This is a genomic window from Bradyrhizobium sp. 63_E2_N1_3 (assembly GCF_052076005.1).
GTDB lineage: Bacteria > Pseudomonadota > Alphaproteobacteria > Rhizobiales > Xanthobacteraceae > Bradyrhizobium > Bradyrhizobium barranii.
Genome location: NZ_CP197235.1, coordinates 2,223,114 through 2,244,878, shown reverse-complemented (window position 1 = coordinate 2,244,878; position 21,765 = coordinate 2,223,114). Strand labels below are relative to the sequence as shown.

Below are 21,765 nucleotides of genomic sequence, written 5' to 3'. Positions count from 1 at the left end.
CGCGGAAGCTGCACGCGCGCGACAAGCTTTTCATGAGGCAGGAACCTTCTACCGGATTTTCCCGTTAACCGGGATCGGAAGTCGAGACGAGAGCCCCAAGATGCTTGAAGCCGGCGCACCATCCGCGGTCGTGCCCTATGGCGCAGACCAGACCCTGTTCGTGGTGATTGATCGCCGCGACAAGGCGACTGAAATCCGCATCGAACGAAGCGATCTTGAAGCCACGATCGGCGAGCTCGTCGCCGGCTGCTTCAACGATCCGATCAAGGTGATCTCGTTCAACACGCTCGAGCACTGGATGAAGGACATCTCGACCGAAATCGCCGGTGAGATCAAGGCGCGCTGCGACATCGATGGCGTCCGGCTTCCCGACTATCTCAGCGACTTCGTCGAGAGCCATAGCTGACCGCGTCTCGTCCTCGTTGATACGTTTCAAATCGCAGGCAAAAAAAGCGCCGCTTCCGCGGCGCTTTTCGTGTGGCAGCATTATTGTGTGAGCGTGATCTTATCAGAGAACCACTTCACGCTTTTCCGGATCATGCTCTAGTGGTGCCAGAACAATGCCAGCAGCAGAACGATCGGCAGCGGCACGCCAAGCAGCCAAAGCAAAGCACCTCGTCCAAAACCCATGACTTCCTCCTCCACGTTCATCATTGACATGACGCCAGAGACGAACAGAAGTTCCGCGCCTCGCAGCGAGGGCGAATGCGTTCAGTGCATGGTTATCAGGCACGCCGGTACCTGCCGGCGATGACCTCGATTTCGCGGCGGCGTTCGCCGGCGAAGGTCAGGAGCTTTTCGATCGTCAGCGTATCCGTGATCCGTTTGGCGAGCCGCTCGGCGCGCGCGGCCTGATCTTCGAGATACTGGATCGTGTTCAAACGCCGCCTCCCCCGAGGACCCCAAATTGGAGCCCCGACTTGTTTGGGCAACCATGGTGCGCCAGGGCGACTAACACTCGGTTAAGCGAGGCGACTCAAGTCAATCGATCGCGTTCTATCGCACCACGTCGAGCCGGACATTGGTGATGCCCTTGTCGACCATGCCGAGCGCCTCGGCCGCGGACGGCGAGATGTCGACCACGCGCCCGCGAACATAGGGCCCGCGGTCGTTGACCCTGACGGTCACGAAGCGGCCGGAGGAAACGTCCGTCACGCGCAGCTTTGTGCCGAACGGCAGGCTGGGATGCGCCGCCGTCAATTCGTTCTTGTCGAACCTCTCGCCGCTCGCGGTCTCCGTGTCCGAATAGAAGCTGGCAACGCCGTGCGAAGCGGTTTGCTTTGCGTCACGGTCGGGGACGCGTACCCGGCTGATCGGACGCGGATGCAAGGCCGCTACCCTATGGGGCCGCTGGACCGCAGCCTGCCGATAGGTGCCAAGATCGGCCTTCTGGCGGCCGACCGGCGATTGTGCGCAGGCGGCGAGCGATGCGGCACCGACGATGGCGAGCAGCAACCGGCATGAGCTTGCGAGGGAAATTCGGGCACTTTCGGCACGTGCAATGCGAGACATGGTACGCCCTCCGAACTGCCCGGAGTTTCGGCGGGCAATGAGGGCAGAACCTTGGCTGAAGGAAAGCAGGCTTAGGGCCACGACCGTTTCGCGCCGGCTGTGGCGATTCCACCACAGTGGCGTGTCCTAAGTCGAGCCAGACTCGCGAAAAACTAACCCGATACAACACGCCAGACGATCGGGCGCGTCTCCAGCTGCGCGTCGCTCGCCTCGGTGTCACCCTTCAGGAGCCGCATCAGCTCGCGCCGATAGAGCCGCCGCCAGCCGGTTTTCAGACTGGCGAGAAAGTCGAGTTCCCGTTGCGTCAGTGTGCACATCATGGACCCGATCCGGTTGCGCAGGCCGCGCCGTCAGCCGACGAGGCCGCCCATCGGCTTGACGTCAGCACTGCCGGGGAAGACCGCATCCGCCAGCACCTTCTCCTCGACACGCAGATGATCCCTGAGCAGGCCCTTCAGCACGGCGCGGAGATCGGTGGTCGGCTTGAGGTCGCGATCCTCGAACAGTTGCGCCGGCTTGAGGCCCGGCCAGTCCGCGATCACGCGGCCGCCGGCGAGCGCGCCGCCAATGAGGAAGGCGACCGTGCCCGTGCCGTGATCCGTGCCCTGCGTGCCATTGATGCGCGCGGTGCGCCCGAACTCGGTGACGACGGCGACGACCGTCTCGCCCCACACCTCGCCCATGTTGCTCTCGATCGCGGCAAACGCACCGTCGAGCGCGCCGAGCAGATTGTAGAGCTGGCCTGACGCTGCGCCTTCCGCGATGTGCGTATCCCAGCCGACGAAGCCCATCGCGCCGACGCGCGGGCCGTCGGGCTTGGCGAGATAGCGCGCGGCGGTGCCGGCGGCTTCGGCGAAGTAGGCGCGCACGCGCGCGATGCCGGGCGGCATCAATGTCGGATCGTCCGACATCGGATCGCCCGTGCCGGGCGCGCCGCCGAGCGAGGCGAGCTTCATGCGTGCCTGGAGCACGGTCGCAAGCTTTGGATCGGTGTGCTGGTAGAGATCGAGCAGGCGGTTCTGCGTGTCCTCGCTCGCCGGTAACAGTTTTTGCGGCACCCATGTCATGACGGGCGCCGAGCCGCGCACCACCAGCGGCGTCACCGAGCCGATGCCGAGCGCACGGCTGCCGCGCGGATCGACGCGCCCACCCGACTCCATCGCGAGCAGCGCGCGGTTGAGCCATCCCGATGCGGTGGCACCGGGCTTGGTGAACCCGCTCTCCAGCACGTCCTGGCCGTCGAAATGCGAGCGCTCGCGGTAGGGCGTCGCGGCGGCATGGACGATCGCCGCCTTGCCGCCCTTGTAGAGCCGGTGCAGGTTCGGCATCGCCGGGTTGAGCGCGAAGAAGGAATCGAGCGGCAGCGCCGGCGGCTTGCCGTCCAGCACCAGCGCGCGATCGCCGCGCAAGCCGACCCAATCGGGATCGCCGACCGGCGCGACCGCACCGAGACCGTCGAGCGCGCCACGCAGGACGACGACGAGAAGGCGCGGATCGCGCCCTTCGGCGCGTGCGATCCGCGGCATCTGGCTCCACGCGAACAGCGCACTGGAGCCGACCAGAAGCTCGCGCCGCGTGGGCAAATGATTGACGAAGCCCATGCTCACCTCCTCTGAAAATCTGCCGACATGAACAGCAGCGCCAGCGCCTGCTGGCGGCTCTCGGCGCGGCCGACCGCCTGCTTCACCTCGGGCGCGATCTGCGATGCGAAGACGTCCTCGATGATCCCCTGCGGATCAGCAGTGGCCGCCACGCGCTCGGCAAAATTGTTGGCGATGTCGAGCCGCCGGCCAATGCCGTCGATCCAGCTTGCCTCGTCATCCGGATAGCCCTTGGGCGCCGACGGCCGCCACAGCCCTTCGCCGAGCAGCTCCTGGCCGCCGGTGAAGCGCACGGGATCGACGGTCGTGATGCCGGTCGCGCGCACCATGCCGACGCCCCATTCGGCCGGACGCTTCAGTTTTGACGGCGGCCCGCGCCACGCGTCGTCCGACGAGACCATCGTAATCGCGACCTGCTTGAGATCGCCCTCGGTGTCGCGGAACGTCTTCGCCATTTGTTCGACGAGTGGCGGAGGCGGCTCGTCGGCCACCAAATGCCGTGCGAGCTTGGTTGCGACATGGGTCGCGGTCGCCGGATGTGCAGCGAGGTCGCGCAGCACGGCACGGCCCTGCTCGGCATCCTCCTGCTCGTAACGCTTGCCGAGCACGGTCTGCCCGCCGGGCTCGTGCAGCCGCGGATTGAAGGTGAATTCGCCGCCGTGCTCGGGATTGTCTCCGGGCGGAACAAGCGTCCATCCCGTCAACACATTGGCGAAGCTGATCACGTCATCCTGGGTGTAGCCGGTCCGCACACCCAGCGTGTGCAATTCCATGATCTCACGCGCAATGTTTTCGTTGAGGCCGCGGCTGCGGTTGATGCCGGCGATCGAGTTCGCGCCCATCGAGCCGAGATTGTCGAGATAGAACAGCATCGCCGGGTGGCCTTCGACCGCCAACAGAAGATCGACGAAGTGGCCGAGCGCATTGGCACGAACGGCCTCGCGCTCGTAAGCACCCGACATGCTCTGGATCTTGTAGGCCGAGATGCAGAAATGATTGGACCAGAACCACACCAGCCGCTCGGCAAAACCGATGTCGGTGGCGAGCGCGGCTTCGGTGCGCAGCTTGGCTTCCTGCAAGTAGATCGGACGGCCGGGATCGGGAACGGCATCGGCCGCCTGCTTGGCCGCCATCTCGGCGGCATCCTTCGCGGAGCCCTGGCCTTGCGCCTCCCCTTGCGTTTGATCTTCGGACATGACGGGCGCCGCCGCCGTCTGCTGCTTCTTCGCCTGCTGCTGCGCCTGCTTGGCGCGCGCCGCGCGCCGCGCATTGGCGTCGGCCACCGTGCGATAGGCCTTCGCACTGGAAGGCAGGCTTGCCGCTGCGGTCAGCACCAGCGGCCGGTCGAGCTCGGCAATCAGCGCGCCGCGCGGATCTGTCCCGACAGCGGCAACCGACCCCGGTCGCGGCCCCATCCCGAAACGATGAAGCGCCAGCACCGCTTCAGCCTTTGCAGAATTGTTCATGGCGAACGCCCAATTCTCCGAGCCACCCGACGGCAGCGCGATGTTGCCGCGTGCGGACTACGAACCGTAATGCTACAGACCGTAACACTAGAGATCGGCTTGCGCAAGCCGGGATTGAAAACGCCGCCGCACTATCTCGGTAGAACAAGCGCGCATCCGCTGCCCGGCAGACGCGCGTGAGAGGCCTAGAAATTCGGCCCGAGCGCGATCTTCGCCGCGTGCTGCTCCCAAGGCCCAGGATTCAAGATGAGTCCAGAGACTTTGCCCGCGGCGTCCCTGACGAAAGCGATCCGGGTACGATCTTCGTCGGCTGCGGTGAATTCGTTGCTTGATGTCGCCACGAACGGGGTCGCCTTGCCCTTCTCGAATTCGAGGACCGGCCAGACCCCCGTCGCTTCCGCGACGAGCTTGCCTTCCGCGACGCGAACCTGAAGCCGGACCGAGTTGACACGGCGGTCGGCTCTCACGACACTGAGGTCGTTCACGCCGTCTTGCCCCTTGTGGACGAGCTTCATCTTGATCGTCGAGTTGGCTGGCCCTCGCAGCTTGGCCAGGACATCGGCGAGCGCGAGGCCTCTCAGCGGCGCGCCGTCAACTTCAGTGATGAGGTCACCCGCCGTCACACCGGCCTTGGTTGCGGGGCCGCCGCCAGGGTTCGGCTTGTTGATCCTCAGCCCCTCCTGCTCCATGGCGACGAAATTCCCGATTCCAAGCCATCCGGTTTTGCCATCGGCCAGGCCCTGCCTGTCACGCGAGCTCACCGTGGCGCCGAAGTCATAGGTTCCGGCATAATCGGCGAGCGCTTCCGGGCTCAGGGTCACCGGCGCAGCCGGCGGGACGGCGGTCGACTCGGGAATCGTCAATGCGCCATAGACGAGGTGATTGATCCCCGAATACAGCACCGCCTGGCGCCCTTTGCTGCCGGGCGTCGCCTGGACCATCTGTACGCCGATCAATTGCTCGGCCGGATCGATCCAGAAATACGTGCTCCAATGTCCAGCCCAGGAAAAGCTCCCGACCGCGCCCGGTATCCAGCTTTGGACCGGATCGGTGCGGATGGCGAAGCCAAGCCCGAAGGTTGTTCCGGCGCGGGCGCCAACCTCGTCGCCTCCGAAGATGCTGACACCCGATGGCAGTGCGTTCGTCGTCATCTGCTTCACCGCATGCGGGCTGAGCACGCGCACGCCATCGAGCTCGCCGCCATTGAGCAGCATCTGGCAAAAGCGGAGATAGTCGGGCGCGGTCGATACGAGTCCGCCGTCGCCGGAAAACAACTTTGGCGGCGTCGTGACATCCCAGATCGGCGGCCGTTCCGGCATGGGAGAATCGACCAGCCGATCGAGCTTCTCCTTCGGCACAAAGAAGCCGGTGTCGACCATATGCAGCGGCCCGAAGATGCGGCTCTCCAGGAACTGATCGAAGGGCTGACCGGACGCCACTTCAACGACCCGGCTCAGCACTTCGACGCTCCAGCCATATTCATGGACCTCGCCAGGCTCATGCGCGAGCGGCAGGCGGGCCAGGCTCGACACGAAATCCGCTAACGTCGTGTCGCGTCTCCGCACGGCCCTCAAGCCGTAGAGCCCATGGATCATCCGGATCCCGAAGTCGGCGCTTGCGTCGGCAAGGCCCCGTTCCGGGTAGGCAAAATCGAGCTCCGGATAGATCAGGCCAGACGTATGGCGCAACAGATCGCGAACCGTCATCGCACGTTTTGCTGGTTTTGGCAGACCGAGCCCGTACTCCATTTCGCCTGTCGCCGGGTCCGCCTTCTGGAAAGCGACCCGCATGTTCGCAAGCTCCGGCAGATATTGCGATACGGGAGCGTCGAGGTCGAGCTTGCCCTCGTCCACCAGAATCATGGCGGCGACACCGGCCACCGGCTTGGACATCGAGGCGATCCAAAAAATGGAATTCGTCTTCATCGGGACGGTCTTGGCGCGGTCCTGAAATCCGATGGCCTGCAAATAGGCGAGCTTGCCGCCCTTCGCGATTGCGACGACGGCACCGGGGAGAAGGCCGTCCGACGGCGAGAAAGAATCGAAGCGCGCCTGATACCACGGCGCGATCCGCGCCAGACGCGCGGCCGAGAATCCCAGGCTTTTTGCATCGCCCGGCGTCGCGAGGTCATCGGCGAACGCGGTCCCCAACAGGCAAAGCACAACGGGAATCGCCCACATCGATGCGACGAGTCTCATTCCGCAGTCTCCGCAGAAGCACAACAAATCTGAACAGGCACTCCTGCGGCAGATGTGAACCGTTAGAAATTGGGTCCGAGCGCGATCTTCGTGATCGTGCCATTCCTGACGCCGATGCGCCATTCCGCCGAGCCGTTGGCGAACTGCGCGACATAGATGTCGCTGTCGAGCGCCGTGACACCGCGGAAGGAGACCGCACGCAACGCACCGAGCCGCGCCAGGATCGCCTGATCGAACGGAAGCTGCTGGCGCGTGATGTCCGCCACCTCCGACGTCATGCGCTCGTAGTCCGGCTGTCCCTTGCCGACGCCTTCGATATAGCGGCGCAGCATCTCCTCGCCATTGGCGATCGGAACGGCGCGGCGCGCCGCGCGCCCCGGCCGCGCGCCGATGTTCGACGCTTCGACATTGTGGAAGCGGGTCTGCCGCCCCGGCAGCAGGACCTCGAGGCAGCGCCCCGACTTGTCGGCGATCATCCAGGGATTGTTCACGGTGGTCGTGGACGCCCAGGACACGTTGGGCCTGACGGTGCTCTGCATCCTGCGATTGCCATCGGCGTCGAGATTGAAGACCTGGATGTCGTCGCCCATCTCGTTATAGACCATGATCCTGATCGGCGAAGTGCCGGCGTGGCCACGCACGCGCGCTTCCTCCGAGCAAGGCAGGATACCGCCGAGCTCGTCGTTGCCGTCGGGCCGGAAGATGACGTCGCCGGCCTTGCCGTCGGGCTCGATCATCAGGCGGAATTCAGCCGTGCCGTTCTCGAACTTCGCGCCATAGATGTCGTAGCCGCCGGGGCCGACGCCGCGGAAGAAGATCGACTCCACCACGCCGAGCGCCTGGAACGCCTCGCGCATTTCATTGAGCTGCCGGTGGACCTTGGCCGCGAGCGGTGCGCTCATGCGATCGTAGTTCGGCGTGCCGGCGCGCAGGTCTTCGATCCCGCGCAAGATCATCTCCTTGCCGCCCGCGACCGGGACCTGCTCCCTGAACCTGTCAGGAACTTCGGCAAGGCGGCGCGTGAAGTCCGCCTCGACCGCCTGCGCCACCGTCGCATCGACGCGAGGCGCAAGGCGCGCGCCGAACATTGCGCTCTGCACCAGCACGCGTGCGACCTTCGACTGCTCGTCGCGCAGGAATATCAAGAGATGGTCGCCGCGGAAGGAGAAGGCGTCAGCGCCCTCGGCGAGGACCTGCGTTGCGCCCTGTCCCGTCTCACGCAACCAGAGACGATCGCCGTCACGCCGCAGGGTGAGCACGCGGTTCGGCGCGATCCTGTACCAGCCGACATATTGATCGAGCGACGCGGGATCGACGGCCGCCGTCGGCATCTCGGCGACGCGAACCGCGCGGATATCGCGGCCGTTCATGCGCAGCGTCAGCTCGGAGGAGCGGCGCTCCGCATCGAGCGGGAACGTGATCTCGCCGGACGAGGCCGCGTAGGCCGCGGTGCCGTCACTGCCAACCGTCAGGCGCAGCCTGCGCTGTCCGGTGAGCTGGCCGTAGAGGTCGTCGCCCTCGCGGAAGATGGCGAACACCGAGGCAGGACCCATGGCGTAGAAATTGACGAAGGGGCGGTAATGCTGGGCCGGCACCTCGCCGGTATCCGCGGCGACGGGCACGGGATCCGGGGTGCGATAGGCGATCATGCCGGCGGACACGATCACAGCCGGAATGATCGCGGCTGCGATCCACAGCCGCTTGCGCCAGCCGACCGCGACGGGCATGGCGGCGGCCGCGATGATGCGCTCAACGCGTGCGCGCACGGTCGATACCCGCGCCATCGCGAGCTCCACCGGCCGCGGATTTTCGCTGGTTGCGACATCGAGCAGGATTTCGGCATAGGACCACCGGTCGTCGATGACTTCGATCGCCTCGGCGTCGCTGATGATCTCGGCGAGCTCGGCAAGGCGCGCGAGCTGCCACCACGAGAACGGACTGAACCAGAACACTGCACGGTTGAGCGAGGCGAGCAGCAGGACGTAGAAATCGCGATTGGCGACGTGCGCGCCCTCATGCGCGAGCACCGCGAGGCGCTTCTTCGCATCCCAGCCGGAGAACTGCGGCGGCACCAGAATGGTCGAGCCGAACGTGACGGGCCCGCCGACCTCGCGGCTGACGCGCACGTCGGCGTCGATCAGCTGCGGGCCGCTCATCGGCCTTGCCGCGCGTGCCAGACGCCAAGTCAGGCAGAGACCGATGGCCAGCCGCAGCAGCAACGCGCCGGCGACGCCGGCATAGACGATGGTGGCGACCAGCCACCAATTGATCGATACAGCAGCTTTTGCCGGCGCCACGACAGCAGCGCCCGGCGGAATCGGCAGCGCGGGTTGCGGGGCCTCCAGCATCGAGATGTCGGCCGGCAGGAAATCATCCGGCACGGATACCGGCAGAGGCATCCGGGTGATCGTCAGCGTCGGCCAGTGCATCACGAAAGGCATCGCCAGCGATGCCAGCAGCACGACGACCCACGCCGTCATGTGGACGTGCGGATTGCGCACGCGAAACAGGTTGAGACCGAACCAGACGACGCCTCCCAGCACGAAGGAGCGTAGCGCCGCCTCAGCCAGAGTTGCGATCATTCTTTCTTCACTCCCCTCGCCTTCTTCGCCTTGGCCACCTGGTCGGCCAGTGTACGCAGCTGCTGCTGGTCGAGCATCGCATTGTCCACCATACCGACGAGGACTTCCTCCATCGAGCCGTTGCAGAACCAGTCGACGATACGCTGCACCGCCTTGGCCGCGACCCGCGCGCGCTCTTCCGCAGCGTGGTAGACATAGGTGCGTCCGTCCACGGTGTGCCGAGCATAGCCCTTTTCTTCCAGCCGGCGCAGCACCGTGCGGACCGTGGATTCCTTCAGACGCCGCGACAGCCGCTCGCGCACGACCTCGGCCGTAACGGGACCATGGGCCCAAACCAATTGCATGACCTCGTGCTCGAGGTCGCCCAGTTCGGGCAAACGATCGTCCATGGCATCTGACCTTGCGGATTGAGTTTTCTTGTAACGCTACAGATCGTCGCATATGCGGCCGCGCCGCGCAACGGCGATTCCACCTGAAATGGTGTTGCTATGCCGTCATGCCCGGGCTTGTCCCGGGCATCCACGTTCTTCGTCCCGCGCGGCAAAGCGTGGATGGCCGGGACAAGTGTTTAGCCCGGCCATGACGATGTGGAGGCAGTCAGTACTGCGGCTCGTACATCTGGGACTGGACCAGGCCCTTCACGTCGTTGGGAGCGGGTCCGTCGGCGAGACCGCGCTGGTAGGCGACGTCTGCCACCGCAACGGCGATGCGGGCCGAAACCTCGCGAATGCGAGGGAGTGCCGGATAGAGGCTGCCCTGCGCGAGGTCCTCCTTGCCGACGCAATCGGCGAGCGTATGGGCGGCCGCCATGAACATCTCGTCCGTCACCAGGCGCGAACGGCTGGCGATGACGCCGAGGCCAACGCCGGGGAAGATGTAGGAGTTGTTGCCCTGGCGCGGCACGAAGGTGCGGCCGTTGAGCTTCACCGGATCATAGGGACTGCCGCAGGCGAACAGTGCGCGGCCCTCGGTATAGCGGTAGGCATCCTCGGCCGAGCATTCGGCCTTCGAGGTCGGGTTGGAGAGCGCGAACACGATCGGCTGCTCGTTGAGCGCGGCCATCGCCTTGAGCACCTCGGGCGTGAAGGCGCCGCCGACCGCGGCGACACCGATGATCGCCGTCGGCTTCAGCGTCTTGATCGCGGTGAGGAAATCGGCGATCGGCGCCTGGCCGGCATGGGCATAGCGCAGCTTATGGCCAGAGAGGCCGTCACGGCCGCCGACGACGAGGCCGCGGGAATCCACCAGCCAGTTGCGCCGGAGAGCTTCCGCCTCGGAAATCCCCTCCGCCATCATGGCGGAGACGACGAGATCGGCGATGCCGGTTGCCGCCTCGCCTGCACCGAGGAACAGGATGCGCTGATCCCTGAGCTTGCCGCCATTGACGCGCAACGCCGAGAACAGCCCGGCGAGCGCCACGGCCGCGGTGCCCTGGATGTCATCGTTGAAGACGCAGGCCTCGTCCCGATATTTGTGCAGCAGCTTGAACGCCGAGTGATTGGCGAAATCCTCGAACTGGATCAGCACCCCCGGAAACGTCTTTCGCGCAGCCTGCATGAACTCGTCGACGAAGCTGTCATAGGCCTCGCCGGTGAGCCGCCGCTCGCGCAGGCCGAGATAATAGGGATCGTTCAAGAGCTCATCGTTGTTGGTTCCGACGTCGAGCACGATCGGCAGGCAATGCTCGGGATGCACGCCGGCGCAGGCGGAATAGAGTGAGAGCTTTCCGACCGGGATGCCCATGCCGTTGGCGCCGAGATCGCCCAGCCCGAGGATGCGCTCGCCATCGGTGACGACGATCAGCTTGGCCGGATAAGGCCAGTTCTTCAGGATCTCGGCGATCTGGCCGCGATCGCGCGATGAGATGAACATGCCGCGCGGCCGCTGGAAGATCAGGCCGTATTTCTGGCAGGCGAGCCCGACCGTCGGGGTGTAGATGATCGGCTGGATCTCGTCGATATTGTCGACGACGACGCGGAAGAACAGCGCCTCGTTGCGGTCATGCAGCGAATTCAGCGCGACGTATTTTTCAAGGTCCGTCGGCAGCGTGCGCAGATTGGTGAGCACGCGCTCGACCTGGGTCTCCATCGTCAGCACGCAAGGCGGCAGCAGGCCGCGCAGGCCGAGCGCGTCGCGCTCCGCTTCCGTGAAGGCGGTGCCCTTGTTGAGCAAGGGATCGCGCAGCAGCGTCATGCCGTGAGCGGGGTCGGATGATGTCGAATGGGCGCTGACCCGAGCAGGTCTATTCACGAAATCCCCCAGGGAGTTTCTTATTGAAGGGCAAGCATTGTCGGCCAGCGCTCACCTGAGATCAAGGACGTAGAGACTCAAGGCTCGATTGTGATCTCGCACCGCAGCGAGATTTCGTGAAAAGCCGGCATTTGCGCGCGAGAAGAGGTCAACGCAGCAGAACTACTCGGGCTTGATGTCGGCGGCCTTCACGATCGGCCACCATTTCTCGGTCTCCGCCTTCTGGAATGCGCCGAGCGCCGAAGGCGATTGCTGGTCGGCAGGCGGAATCTCCTGCCCCAATTCGGCGAAACGCTGCTTGACAACGGGATCGGCAAGCACCGCGACGATGGCCGCGTTGAGCTTTGTGACGATCTCCTTCGGCGTGTTCTTCGGTGCCCAGATGCCGTGCCAGTAGGAGATGTAGAGACCGGGCAGGCCCGCCTCGTCGACGGTCGGGATATCAGGCGCGGACGCGAGCCGCGTCGGCGACGTCACCGCGAACGCCTTGATCGCGCCGTTCTTGTATTGCGGCAGCGAGTTCGAGGCCTGGTCGAACATGATGTCGATCTGGCCGGCGACGAGATCGATCATGGCGGGTCCGGCGCCGCGATAAGGCACGAACTGGAAATCGGTCCCGGTCTTCTCCTTGAAGAAGACGCCCGCGACGTGTGCGCCCGTGCCGGCACCAGCCGTGCCAGCAGTCGCCTTGCCGGGGCTGGCCTTCAGCCACGCAATCATCTCTTTCAGATTGTTGGCCTCGAGCGACTTCCGGCCAACGATCAGCTGCGTTCCCATCGCGATCGTCGCGACCGGCTCGAAATCGGCGATCACATCATAGGGCAGCTTGAAGATTGCGCCGTTCAGCACATGCGTGCCCCAATGGCCGATGGTGATCGTCGTGCCGTCAGGCGTCGCGCGCGCGACGCGGGCGCCCGCAATGCTGCCGGAGGCACCGGCGACGTTCTCGACCACGACGGTCGTGTGCAGCTGAGCGGCGATCCGCTCGGACAGGATCCGCGCCAGCGTGTCGGTCGGGCCACCCGCCGCGAACGGCACCACGAGGGTGATGGGGCGCGACGGGAACGGCTGGGCGCCCGCCGGTACGGTCCACGCCGCACATCCGATCAACGCGCAAATGACGATCACATGACCGCGTAGTCCGGCCCACAGCCCCTGCATTCCATCCACCCTTTTTCATCGCCCGCATGTTGTCAGCGGGCTGGGGCCGGAGTGAACGCTGCCGGGCGGGCAGAGGCAAGCTGGAAATTATGCCGAGCGCTAACCAGCCGCCCGCCGCGGGGCCAGATTGGTGGCGCCATCAGCCGGCGGCGCGATCTGCATCAGGATAGTCTGGACCGGGGATGCGACCTCGATGCCGTTCTGCTGGAAGCGCAGCTTCATGCGGCGGTTGAATTCGCGCTGGACCGGCCAGCGGCCGGCCTCCGTGCAGCGGATCTGGCCGACGATCGACACCATGGCACCATCGACCTTGTCGATGCCCCACAGATCGAGGTCGCCGCGAATTGCCGCGCGAAACTCCGGCTCGCGGCGCATCTCCTCGACGATGTCCTTGAGGATCTGGCCGGCGCGGTCGGTGTCTTCCTTGTAGGCGACATTGACGCTGACGGATGCATTGCCGGCGCCGCGGCTGGCATTGGTGATGGTCGTCACCGCGCTGAACGGCACGATGTGCACGGCGCCGTCGCCGGCGCGCAGACGAATGGTGCGGATCGAGACGTTCTCGACCACGCCGGACAGCCCCGAGACGCTGACATTATCGCCGACCTGGACCGTGTTCTCCAGCAGCAGGAACAGGCCGGTGATGAGATCCTGCACCAGCTTCTGCGAGCCGAAGCCGATGGCGATGCCGACGATACCGGCGCCGGCCAGCAGCGGCGCGACGTTGACGCCGATCTCGCTCAGCGCCGTGAGGCCGACGACCGTGGCGATCAGGCAGAGCAGCGCCGTCCGCAGCATCGGCTGGAAGGTGCGCAGGCGCGCGGCGCGGGCGTAGTGCCCGTCGCGCGACAGCGTGTTGATCTGGCGGTCCAGCAGCGCGTTGCTGGCTTCCCAGATGGCGGCAGCAATGAGCACGGCGATGCCGATGGTCGCCACCGCCGAAATCAGCCGGCCGCCGATCTGGCCTCCATAGAACCAGACGATGGCGTCGACGCCCCAGACTTCGAGCACGGCCACGAAGCCGATGAACGCGATCACGCTGGATACGATCTTGCGCAGCAACGGCAGATAGCGGTTGGCGCGGATCTCGAGGCCCGGAAAGCGCTGGAGGATCTCCGGCCTGATGCGGAAGCCGCGGTCGATCAGGCTCAGCGTCACCATGATGGCGACGCGCGTGATCAGCGCGACCACGACGGTGCCGACGAAATATTGCAGCAGCAGCGAATAGCCATTGCGGATGTTGAGCGCCCACACCGCCCACAGCGCAAGGTCGAGCGCGATGGCGAGATAGTGCCAGCCGCCGGCAATGCGGTTGCGCAGGCGCGCCGCGATCCCCTGCCGCTCCGCCGGGGCGCGGATGGCTTCGGCGACCTGGCGGCGGCATTGCAGGATGATGACGACGACGAAGAGATGCACGACCAGCAACACCATGCGCAGCAGCGCGGCATAGCCGGCGCGATGCAGGCCGAGCAGCAGCGCCACATTGGCGAAGGCGATGCCGGAGACACCGACGCCGACGATGCGCCGCGCCCAGATCTCGATATAGGCCGCGGTTTCTGCCCGAACCGGAACCAGGCCAAACGGCCCCGCCAGCGCGCGGACGACGCAGATGAGCCCGCGCGAGAACGCATAGGCATTGACGACGGCCAGGATCACGAGGCGGACGGTTGCTGGATCGCCGATCTCCGTGCCGAGCAGTGCGGTTGCGACACCGATGAAAACGAACACGGGAAGCAGCTCGAGCAGGAGACGCCCGAGCACGAAGGGCAGCCGCAGCAGCAATTGCCAGACACGTGCGAGACTGTGGCGGCGCTTGTGCAGTTCGGGCGCGGGCGTGACATCGGCGACCGATGAGGGCGGATCGGCGATGGGCAGCACCTGCGCCGGCAGGCGCGCGGTTTGGGGTACGCGTCCTTCCAGGAAGGCGACCGGTCGCCGGATCGCGCGGAAGATCACCCACTCCGCCGCAATGGCGCAGCCGAGCACCAGCGCGAGCTTCCACGCGATCTCGATCAGGAGGTTGTAGGCGACGGGATCGTTGGCGGTCCGTACGATCCAGTAATAGAAGGCGGGGAAATGCGTCAGCGTCCGCGCCACGTCGGCGATCTCGCGCGATATCTCGCCGATCTCTTCCGACACCGTGAGCAGGAGCTGTGCGCCAAGGCCGTCGGCCGAGAGCGGGATCGGCGATTTCTGCTCGGGCGCGGCGGGCACGGGCTGCTGCTGACCGGGCACATTCGCGATCACGCGCAGCGTATCGATCATCTTCGCACGTTTTTTGTCGTCCTGGAGCGTCTCCAGCGCCCGCTTGGCTTCCTCCGGCGACAGTGCGGCGGCCCTATTGGCGGCCGGCGGCTCGGCGCGAACGGTGGAAAGAGATGAGATCGCGATGAAGAGAGCGGCGAGGAACGCCGGGGCAAGCTTGTGCGACACGAGGATTCCCTGGAAAAGCGCATGCGCCGGCGGAGTCGGGACTGTCGCCGCCGAAGCACTGCGTCATGTCGTATCGACGCTATTCGCCCCGGCGCTGTGTCGGAAGTTGGCCAACGCGGCGACATTCTCTTGGCATTTGCCGCGGTGCAGGAACGGGAACCGTCGGCCCCGTGCGGCCGAACATCAACCGAGTGCGATGCGCACAGCAAAGCTCGTCCGTCATTCCGGGAGTCGGCCCGGAATGACGGCGAGGAGGAGGAGGAGAGAGCAGGATGTCAAAGCGCCTATCGCGGCGGCCGCATCACGGCCATCCGACATGATCGGTGTGATGCAAAATACAGCGCCGGGAAGGTAGGGGCTTTGCCTCACTGATGCAGCCCGCTAAACCTTGACCCGGCGTGCCGTTCGCGGTTTCTGCCGCTATGCGATAGTCCGAACGAGCTCCATCGCACTTAACGCGGCTGGATCTGCGGAGGTGGAGTCATAGACCTCCCCTTGCTCATGAGGTGGACGTTACGCGTCGCGTATTCGCGACCAGCACGATGCTCCTCCCGTGACATAAAACTGTCAAGCAGGATCAATGGTGCCGGTATCACATTTGAGGACGTGTTCCCTCCCACCTCGACAGATTGATCACAGTGGATCAGGGAATAAATTCCCTCCCGCCGCGTTTGTGTCAGAGAGTCCATTCGCCTTCCGCATTCCATCCATTTCCAGAAAGCAAGACATGAAAGCATTACTTTGCATCGCCGCTGTCGCGGCCCTCCTGACTGGATCAGCCTTCGCGCAGACCCCGCCGCAGACCTCGACCAAGAAGGTCGACGGCACCGAGAACGTCTACGTCTTCCGCTATGGCGGTCATCAGTCGATGTTCATCGTGACGCCGCAGGGCGTGATCGCGACCGACCCGATCTCGTATTTGCGTCCGGCAAAGCCCTATATCGACGCCATCAAGGCCGTCACCGACAAGCCGATCAAATACGTCATCTACAGCCACCACCATTACGACCACATCGCCGGCGGCCAGCCCTTCAAGGATCTCGGTGCCACCTTCATTGCGCACCGGCGGACCAAGGAGCGCCTGCTCGAGCTGAAGAAGCAGAATTCGCTGCTCGCCGATGTCGTGATGCCGGACCAGGTGATCGACGACAAGAAGAGCATCACGCTCGGCGGCACCACGCTGGAGCTGAACTATGTCGGCCGCAACCACTCCGACAATTCGCTGGTGATGCGGCTGCCGAAGGAGAAGATCGTCTTCGTCGTCGACTTCGCGCCGATCGAGTCCGTGCAGTTCCGCAACATTCCCGACAACGCCTCGCCGGTCGAGTATATCGCCTCGCTGAAGAAGCTGGCCTCGCTCGACTGGGAGCGGATGATCCCCGGCCATCCCTATGCCGGAGGGCGCTTTGGCACCAAGAAGGACGTCGAGGACGACATCGCGTACATGGAAGATCTGTCCGCGGAGGTGAAGAAGGCCGCCGATGCCGGCAAATGCTTCGACACCGCGATGAAGGAAGTGAAGCTGCCGAAATACGAGAAATGGGCGAATTACGAGACCGCCCTTCCCGCCAATATCGAGCGTTTCTGCTACTGGTGGGGCCGCGGGTATTGAGGGTCGGCTTGCTCAGACGCGACGAGCTTCGCTCGCGCTGAGATCGTAGGGTGGGCAAAGGCGCTCTTGCGCCGTGCTCACCACCTCTCGCCGGATGAAGATTGGTGGGCACGCTTTGCTTTGCCCACCCTAGGGATCGCCGCTAGCGAACGCGCCGCCCTGTCCTCGCCGACGGCGCCTGCGCGAAATACGGATTCGTCAGACATGTCGCCGGACGCCCCTGCGCGCTTGCCTGACACTGGGCGAACGAGGAGAAAATGCAGTCCATCCGCTCGCCCTCCAACTCGCCGAAGACGTGCAGGCAGACCGGCGCATCGCCCCCATAGGTCTGGGCGCGCGCGGAACCGGCGATCGAGAGCGCGGCGAACAGGGAAACGACGACAGCAGGCTTGTACACGACAACCTCGAAATCAGAGAAACATTTCAGTCAAATCAACCGTCGACGAGCTGCCGATCAAGTCGAAGTTTTGCGTCAGCCAGCTTCGCGCGGCCTCGCGCCCCTCGTCACGCAGACGGCACAACAGACTCCATTCGGGATGGAACTGCGTGGCCGTTCCGAGCTGCGACATCAATTGGTCGTTTCCAATCCAGTGCATGAACATGCGGCTGTGCGTGTTGCGATCGAGCTCGCCATTGTCGATCAGCCGGGTCGCGAAGGCAATCGCGCGCATCTCACGCATCAGTGACGAATTGAAGCTGATCTCGTTGATGCGATGGAGAACGTCGGCGGCGCTCGCCGGCAGTTCGTCACGCCGGATCGCGGTCACCTGCACGATGATGACGTCTTGGCTACCTTTTCGATAGATCAGCGGAAAGATCGCGGGATTTCCGAGATAGCCGCCATCCCAATAATGCTCGCCGTCGATCTCGACCGCCTGGAAATATGGCGGCAAACAGGCCGAGGCGAGCACGGTCTCCGCGCTGAGCAGCGGCGTCTGGAACACCTTGATCTTGCCGGTACGGACATTCGTTGCGTTGAGAAAGAGCTGCGGTGCGTCCGGCGATGAATTGAGCCGATCGAAATCGACCACGCGTAGCAGCAACGACCGGAGCGGATTGAAGTGGAGGGGGTTGAGCAGGTTCGGCGGCACCGTGTGCGTCAGCGTGTGGATGAAAGCATGGACAGGGTGATATTCCGGCGGCAGCTTGAGGGCCTGGATCAACTGGTTGAGTGGCGAGAACAGGTCATAGACCTGATCCATCCGCGAGACCTCGTACCAGAACGCATGCAGGTTCTGCCGCGCCGCCTCGGCTCCACCGATGGCCATGCCTGAGGCCAGCACCACCGCATTCATCGCGCCCGCGCTTGTAGCGCTGATCGCCTCGATGGCGAGCCTGCCGTCCTCGAGCACGTGGTCCAGCACGCCCCAGACGAAGGCGCCGTGCGCGCCGCCGCCCTGGAGCGCGAAGTTGACGTTCTTCTGGTTGCTGGTCTCACGGGCGGTCACTTTGCGGGCTTCCGGCCTCCCTTCCCCTCGCGCTCCAGCGCCTTGCGCACCTCGTCGAATTCGCCAAGCGAGGCCTTGTCGGCGCGGGGGAAGCGCAGGTCGAGCTTTTCGAGCGCCGCGACGATCGCCGAGCCGATCACGACGCGCGCGAACCATTTGTGGTCGGCCGGCACGACATACCAGGGCGCGTGCGACGTTGCCGTATGCCGGACGATGTCCTGATAGACCGCCTGGTAGCGCGGCCACAGCGCGCGCTCCTTGATGTCGTCCATCGAGAACTTCCACTGCTTGGCCGGTTCCTCGAGCCGCTCAAGGAAGCGCTCGCGCTGCTCCTCCTTGGATAGATTGAGGAAGAATTTCAGAACCACCGTGCCGTTGCGGCTGAGATGGCGCTCGAAAGCGGAGATGTCCTCGAACCGCTCCTTCCAGATGTTCTTGGTGACGAGCCCTTGCGGCAGCTTCTGCCTGGCAAGAATCTCCGGGTGCACCCGCGTGACCAGGCACTCCTCGTAATGGGAGCGGTTGAAGATGCCGATATGGCCGCGCTCGGGCAGCGCGATCGCGTGGCGCCAGAGGAAATCGTGATCGAGCTCCTTGGTGCTCGGCGCCTTGAAAGCATGGACCTCGCAGCCCTGCGGATTGATGCCCTCGAAGATCGCCTTGATCGCAGAATCCTTGCCGGCGGCGTCCATGGCCTGGAGCACGATCAGCACCGACCAGCGGTCCTGGGCGTAGAGCTTCTCCTGAAACTCGATCATCCGCTTCTTGTTGGCGTCGAGAATCTCCTGCGCCTTCTCCTTGTCGAGATCGCCCTTCTCGTTGGTCTTGTAATCCTTGAGGTGAAACTTGCCCGATCCGTCGTAACGGAACGGCGTGATGTAGCTGTCAAGTTCCTGGGCGAGCGATTTGGACGGCTTCTTGCTCATGAGCGCGGGGCACCTTGCGTTGCGGCTTCAATCGGTCGAGCAGGCTACCAAGGATGCCCTTGGGAAGGAATATGATGAAAAGGACCAGCAGCACGCCATAGACGAGGTTGTCCCAGCCGACCGCCTTGGTGCCGAAGCCGATACGCAGGGTTTCCGCCAGCAGAATGGTGATGACAGCGCCAAAGGTCGGGCCGAGCGAGACGAACAGGCCGCCGACGATGGCCGCGAACACCATCTGGAGAGACACCGCGATGCCGCTGACGGTGTCGGGGGTGATGAACATCTGGTACTGGCAGTACATTGCGCCGGCGAGCGCCGTCATCACCGCACTGAGCAGCGTGATCTTCAGCTTCTCCGCGGTGACATCGACGCCGGCGGCGGCCGCGGCATCCTCGTCCTCCGAGATCGCCTCGAGCGCGTAGCGGGCCATGCTGCGGTCGACCCAGTGCCAGACCACGATGCCGAAAAGCCAGACCCCGAGCGCGATCAGATACCAGGTCGTCTTGTCGTCGAATTGCAGCGCCAGCAGCTTGTTGCCGGAGGCGCGATTCGGCGTATAGCCGAGCGAGCCGCCGGTATAGTCGCGCGTCGCGGTAATGACCTGAAGCACGATGCCTGACAGCGCCAGCGTCACCAGCACGAAATAATGTCCGGTGATACGGAAGCGGAAGCAGGGATAGCCGACGATTAGCGCCAGCGCACCCGCCGCAACCATGCTGATGGGGATGCCGATCCAGGGCGACCAGCCCAGATGATTCCAGAGCAGCGCGGTGACATAGGCGCCGATCCCCATGAAGCCGCCATGGCCGAGCGAGACCAGACCGAACCGTCCCATCATCGACCAGGACGTGTAGGCGAACGACCAGATCAGGATCAGCACCAGAATGTGCAGATGATAGGGGTCGCGATAGAGGAAGGGCAGCGCGATCAATGCTGCAAGCCCGATTGCCCACGCCACAAGCCGGCCCTGCCCCATCATCGGCGCCTCGCAAGCAGGCCCGCGGGCCGGATGAACATCATGACGATGAAGAAGGCGAAGGCGAGCACGTAGCCCCATTCGAGGTCGGAGAACAGGCCGCCGAGCGAGATGATCTCGGCGAACACAAAGGCGGCGATGAAGCCGCCGATGAAATTGCCGAGCCCCCCGAGCACGCAGATCAGGAAGGTGATCGGTCCGAAGGAGAGGCCGACGAAGGGATGCACGTCATATTGCAGCACCAGCAGGCAAGCGGCGAGCCCAGCCAGCGCGCCGCCGAGCGCGGAGGTGATGAGATACATTCTCTTCGTGTCGACGCCCATCAGCGCCATGATCTGCCGATCCTGGGAGATGGCGCGGATCGCGGTGCCGGTGAAGGTGCGGGTCATGAACAGGTACACTGCGACCATGCCGACCAGCGCGGCCAGAAAGGATAGCAGCCGCGCGTAGCTGAAATTCATGTCGCCGAAGGCGAGCACCGGCAGGCGGATGCCGAGATTGCGGAAGTCGATGCCGAAGGCGACGGTGGCAAAGCTCTGGAGCACGAACAGCACCCCGCCTGTCGCAAGCAGCTGGTTGATCGGCGGCGCGGTGAGCAGCGGCGCGATCACGAGGTAGTGCAGCGCGGCGCCGAGGATCGCGACGAGCAAAATGGTGAACGGCGCTGCGATGAAGTAGCTGAGGCCGTAATACTGCACGATGAAATACATGGCGTACATGCCGATCATCACCAGCTCTGCGTAGCAGATCCAGGTCACGTCGATGACGCCAAAGATCAAATTGAGCCCGAGCGCGAGCAGTGCCAGCACGCCGCCGAGCAGGATGCCGTTGATCACGGCCTCCAGCAGATAGATGTCGAAAATGCCCAAAAAAGCTTGCATGCCTGCATGAACCTCATACCCCGAGATACGCTTCCTTGACCGTGTCGCTCGCCAGCATCTCGGCCGAGGTGCCGGACGCCCGGATCGTGCCCGCCTCGATCAGATAGGCGCGATCAACCACTTTCAGCACCTGCTGCACGTTTTGCTCGACGATCAGCACCGTCAGGCCACGGGCGCGGATCCGCTTCACCAGCTCGAACACCTGCTGCACCACGACTGGCGCCAGCCCCGCCGACGGCTCGTCGAGCAGCAGGAGTTTTGGATTCGACATCAGCGCGCGGCCGATCGCGCACATCTGCTGCTCGCCGCCGGACATGGTGCCGGCCATCTGGTGGCGGCGTTCCTTCAGGCGCGGAAACAGGTCGAACACGACATCCAGCCGCTCGGCATAGTGGCCGCGCGCTTCCTTCATGAAGGCGCCCATCTTGAGATTGTCGTCGACCGTGAGCTGCGGAAACAGCCGCCGGTTCTCCGGCACATGGGCGATCCCGAGGCTGACGATCTTGTGCGGCGGCGTCGCCACGACATCGACGCCCTCCATCCTGATCGACCCGCGCGTGGGACGGATCAGGCCGGAGATGACGCGCATCAGGGTGGTCTTGCCGGCGCCGTTCGGACCGATGACGCCGACGGCCTCGCCCGCTTTCACGTCAAGATTGACGTCGAACAGCGCCTGGAACGTGCCGTAACCCGCGCTGACCGAACGAAGCTCCAGCATC

At 64.5% G+C, this 21,765-nt stretch carries 19 protein-coding genes; 2 read left to right on the top strand and 17 right to left on the bottom strand.

The window, feature by feature from the left end; translation table 11 throughout:
• Positions 1-100 precede the first annotated feature (100 nt).
• Positions 101-406 carry a hypothetical protein gene (locus AB7531_RS10505; RefSeq protein WP_063979745.1) on the top strand — a complete coding sequence of 102 codons (306 nt, stop codon included), beginning with the start codon at positions 101-103 and terminating at the stop codon, positions 404-406.
• A 319-nt stretch (positions 407-725) separates the two neighbouring features.
• Here the strand turns inward: AB7531_RS10505 and AB7531_RS10500 are convergent, their stop codons facing one another.
• The 11 genes from AB7531_RS10500 to AB7531_RS10450 all read right to left on the bottom strand — a co-directional run bounded on the left by AB7531_RS10500 (position 726) and on the right by AB7531_RS10450 (position 15,203).
• Positions 726-881 (bottom strand): hypothetical protein, encoded by a 156-nt coding sequence (locus AB7531_RS10500; RefSeq protein WP_166343542.1) that lies wholly within the window; start codon positions 879-881, stop codon positions 726-728.
• Positions 882-996: 115 nt separating this feature from the next.
• On the bottom strand, positions 997-1,512 hold the full coding sequence (locus AB7531_RS10495) for a septal ring lytic transglycosylase RlpA family protein (RefSeq protein ID WP_063979766.1): 516 nt from the start codon (positions 1,510-1,512) through the stop codon (positions 997-999).
• A gap of 152 nt (positions 1,513-1,664) precedes the next feature.
• On the bottom strand, positions 1,665-1,832 hold the full coding sequence (locus AB7531_RS10490) for a hypothetical protein (protein ID WP_166101541.1): 168 nt from the start codon (positions 1,830-1,832) through the stop codon (positions 1,665-1,667).
• A gap of 30 nt (positions 1,833-1,862) precedes the next feature.
• A complete protein-coding gene (locus tag AB7531_RS10485; protein ID WP_441279942.1) occupies positions 1,863-3,113 on the bottom strand; it encodes a DUF1501 domain-containing protein in 1,251 nt (416 codons plus the stop codon).
• A gap of 2 nt (positions 3,114-3,115) precedes the next feature.
• Positions 3,116-4,579, bottom strand: coding sequence for a DUF1800 domain-containing protein (locus AB7531_RS10480; protein ID WP_063981653.1), 1,464 nt, complete (start codon positions 4,577-4,579; stop codon positions 3,116-3,118).
• 185 nt (positions 4,580-4,764) lie between these two features.
• On the bottom strand, positions 4,765-6,777 hold the full coding sequence (locus tag AB7531_RS10475; RefSeq protein WP_231143023.1) for a serine hydrolase: 2,013 nt from the start codon (positions 6,775-6,777) through the stop codon (positions 4,765-4,767).
• 62 nt (positions 6,778-6,839) lie between these two features.
• Positions 6,840-9,359 (bottom strand): M56 family metallopeptidase, encoded by a 2,520-nt coding sequence (locus AB7531_RS10470; RefSeq protein WP_063981652.1) that lies wholly within the window; start codon positions 9,357-9,359, stop codon positions 6,840-6,842.
• Positions 9,356-9,748, bottom strand: a complete 393-nt coding sequence (locus AB7531_RS10465; RefSeq protein ID WP_014493096.1) for a BlaI/MecI/CopY family transcriptional regulator — start codon at positions 9,746-9,748, stop codon at positions 9,356-9,358. The genes AB7531_RS10470 and AB7531_RS10465 overlap by 4 nt, the downstream gene beginning before the upstream one ends.
• Positions 9,749-9,956: 208 nt before the next feature.
• Positions 9,957-11,609 (bottom strand): NAD-dependent malic enzyme, encoded by a 1,653-nt coding sequence (locus AB7531_RS10460; RefSeq protein ID WP_084794999.1) that lies wholly within the window; start codon positions 11,607-11,609, stop codon positions 9,957-9,959.
• A 162-nt stretch (positions 11,610-11,771) separates the two neighbouring features.
• Positions 11,772-12,770, bottom strand: coding sequence for a tripartite tricarboxylate transporter substrate-binding protein (locus AB7531_RS10455; RefSeq protein ID WP_354102693.1), 999 nt, complete (start codon positions 12,768-12,770; stop codon positions 11,772-11,774).
• Positions 12,771-12,869: 99 nt separating this feature from the next.
• Positions 12,870-15,203, bottom strand: a complete 2,334-nt coding sequence (locus AB7531_RS10450; RefSeq protein ID WP_063981649.1) for a mechanosensitive ion channel domain-containing protein — start codon at positions 15,201-15,203, stop codon at positions 12,870-12,872.
• 727 nt (positions 15,204-15,930) lie between these two features.
• On the opposite strand from AB7531_RS10450, the gene AB7531_RS10445 reads away from it, so the two are divergent.
• Positions 15,931-16,815 carry an MBL fold metallo-hydrolase gene (locus tag AB7531_RS10445; RefSeq protein ID WP_063981648.1) on the top strand — a complete coding sequence of 295 codons (885 nt, stop codon included), beginning with the start codon at positions 15,931-15,933 and terminating at the stop codon, positions 16,813-16,815.
• Positions 16,816-16,957: 142 nt separating this feature from the next.
• Here AB7531_RS10445 and AB7531_RS10440 read toward each other — a convergent pair whose 3' ends face one another.
• From AB7531_RS10440 to AB7531_RS10415, 6 genes are read right to left on the bottom strand one after another with little or no spacing between them, the layout of a single operon-like run.
• The gene (locus AB7531_RS10440; protein WP_063981647.1) at positions 16,958-17,212 is read right to left on the bottom strand and encodes a DUF3551 domain-containing protein; all 255 of its coding nucleotides are present in this window, start codon (positions 17,210-17,212) and stop codon (positions 16,958-16,960) included.
• A 13-nt stretch (positions 17,213-17,225) separates the two neighbouring features.
• On the bottom strand, positions 17,226-18,263 hold the full coding sequence (locus tag AB7531_RS10435; RefSeq protein ID WP_063981646.1) for a patatin-like phospholipase family protein: 1,038 nt from the start codon (positions 18,261-18,263) through the stop codon (positions 17,226-17,228).
• Complete coding sequence (locus tag AB7531_RS10430) at positions 18,260-19,189, bottom strand: polyphosphate kinase 2 family protein (RefSeq protein WP_063981645.1); 930 nt, start codon at positions 19,187-19,189, stop codon at positions 18,260-18,262. Before AB7531_RS10430 ends, AB7531_RS10435 begins: the two co-directional genes overlap by 4 nt.
• A complete protein-coding gene (locus tag AB7531_RS10425; protein ID WP_063981644.1) occupies positions 19,149-20,168 on the bottom strand; it encodes a branched-chain amino acid ABC transporter permease in 1,020 nt (339 codons plus the stop codon). Before AB7531_RS10425 ends, AB7531_RS10430 begins: the two co-directional genes overlap by 41 nt.
• Positions 20,165-21,046 (bottom strand): branched-chain amino acid ABC transporter permease, encoded by an 882-nt coding sequence (locus AB7531_RS10420; RefSeq protein WP_063981643.1) that lies wholly within the window; start codon positions 21,044-21,046, stop codon positions 20,165-20,167. Before AB7531_RS10420 ends, AB7531_RS10425 begins: the two co-directional genes overlap by 4 nt.
• 13 nt (positions 21,047-21,059) lie before the next feature.
• The gene (locus tag AB7531_RS10415; protein ID WP_028150400.1) at positions 21,060-21,764 is read right to left on the bottom strand and encodes an ABC transporter ATP-binding protein; all 705 of its coding nucleotides are present in this window, start codon (positions 21,762-21,764) and stop codon (positions 21,060-21,062) included.
• Position 21,765: the final 1 nt, after the last annotated feature.

Excerpts from the sequence above, each read along its gene's own strand:
- AB7531_RS10505 (WP_063979745.1), top strand. The coding sequence starts at position 101 with ATGCTTGAAGCCGGCGCACCATCCGCGGTCGTGCCCTATGGCGCAGAC.
- AB7531_RS10495 (WP_063979766.1), bottom strand. The coding sequence starts at position 1,512 with ATGTCTCGCATTGCACGTGCCGAAAGTGCCCGAATTTCCCTCGCAAGC.
- AB7531_RS10490 (WP_166101541.1), bottom strand. The coding sequence starts at position 1,832 with ATGATGTGCACACTGACGCAACGGGAACTCGACTTTCTCGCCAGTCTG.
- AB7531_RS10485 (WP_441279942.1), bottom strand. The coding sequence starts at position 3,113 with ATGGGCTTCGTCAATCATTTGCCCACGCGGCGCGAGCTTCTGGTCGGC.
- AB7531_RS10480 (WP_063981653.1), bottom strand. The coding sequence starts at position 4,579 with ATGAACAATTCTGCAAAGGCTGAAGCGGTGCTGGCGCTTCATCGTTTC.
- AB7531_RS10475 (WP_231143023.1), bottom strand. The coding sequence starts at position 6,777 with ATGAGACTCGTCGCATCGATGTGGGCGATTCCCGTTGTGCTTTGCCTG.
- AB7531_RS10470 (WP_063981652.1), bottom strand. The coding sequence starts at position 9,359 with ATGATCGCAACTCTGGCTGAGGCGGCGCTACGCTCCTTCGTGCTGGGA.
- AB7531_RS10465 (WP_014493096.1), bottom strand. The coding sequence starts at position 9,748 with ATGGACGATCGTTTGCCCGAACTGGGCGACCTCGAGCACGAGGTCATG.
- AB7531_RS10455 (WP_354102693.1), bottom strand. The coding sequence starts at position 12,770 with ATGCAGGGGCTGTGGGCCGGACTACGCGGTCATGTGATCGTCATTTGC.
- AB7531_RS10445 (WP_063981648.1), top strand. The coding sequence starts at position 15,931 with ATGAAAGCATTACTTTGCATCGCCGCTGTCGCGGCCCTCCTGACTGGA.
- AB7531_RS10430 (WP_063981645.1), bottom strand. The coding sequence starts at position 19,189 with ATGAGCAAGAAGCCGTCCAAATCGCTCGCCCAGGAACTTGACAGCTAC.
- AB7531_RS10425 (WP_063981644.1), bottom strand. The coding sequence starts at position 20,168 with ATGATGGGGCAGGGCCGGCTTGTGGCGTGGGCAATCGGGCTTGCAGCA.
- AB7531_RS10420 (WP_063981643.1), bottom strand. The coding sequence starts at position 21,046 with ATGCAAGCTTTTTTGGGCATTTTCGACATCTATCTGCTGGAGGCCGTG.
- AB7531_RS10415 (WP_028150400.1), bottom strand. The coding sequence starts at position 21,764 with ATGCTGGAGCTTCGTTCGGTCAGCGCGGGTTACGGCACGTTCCAGGCG.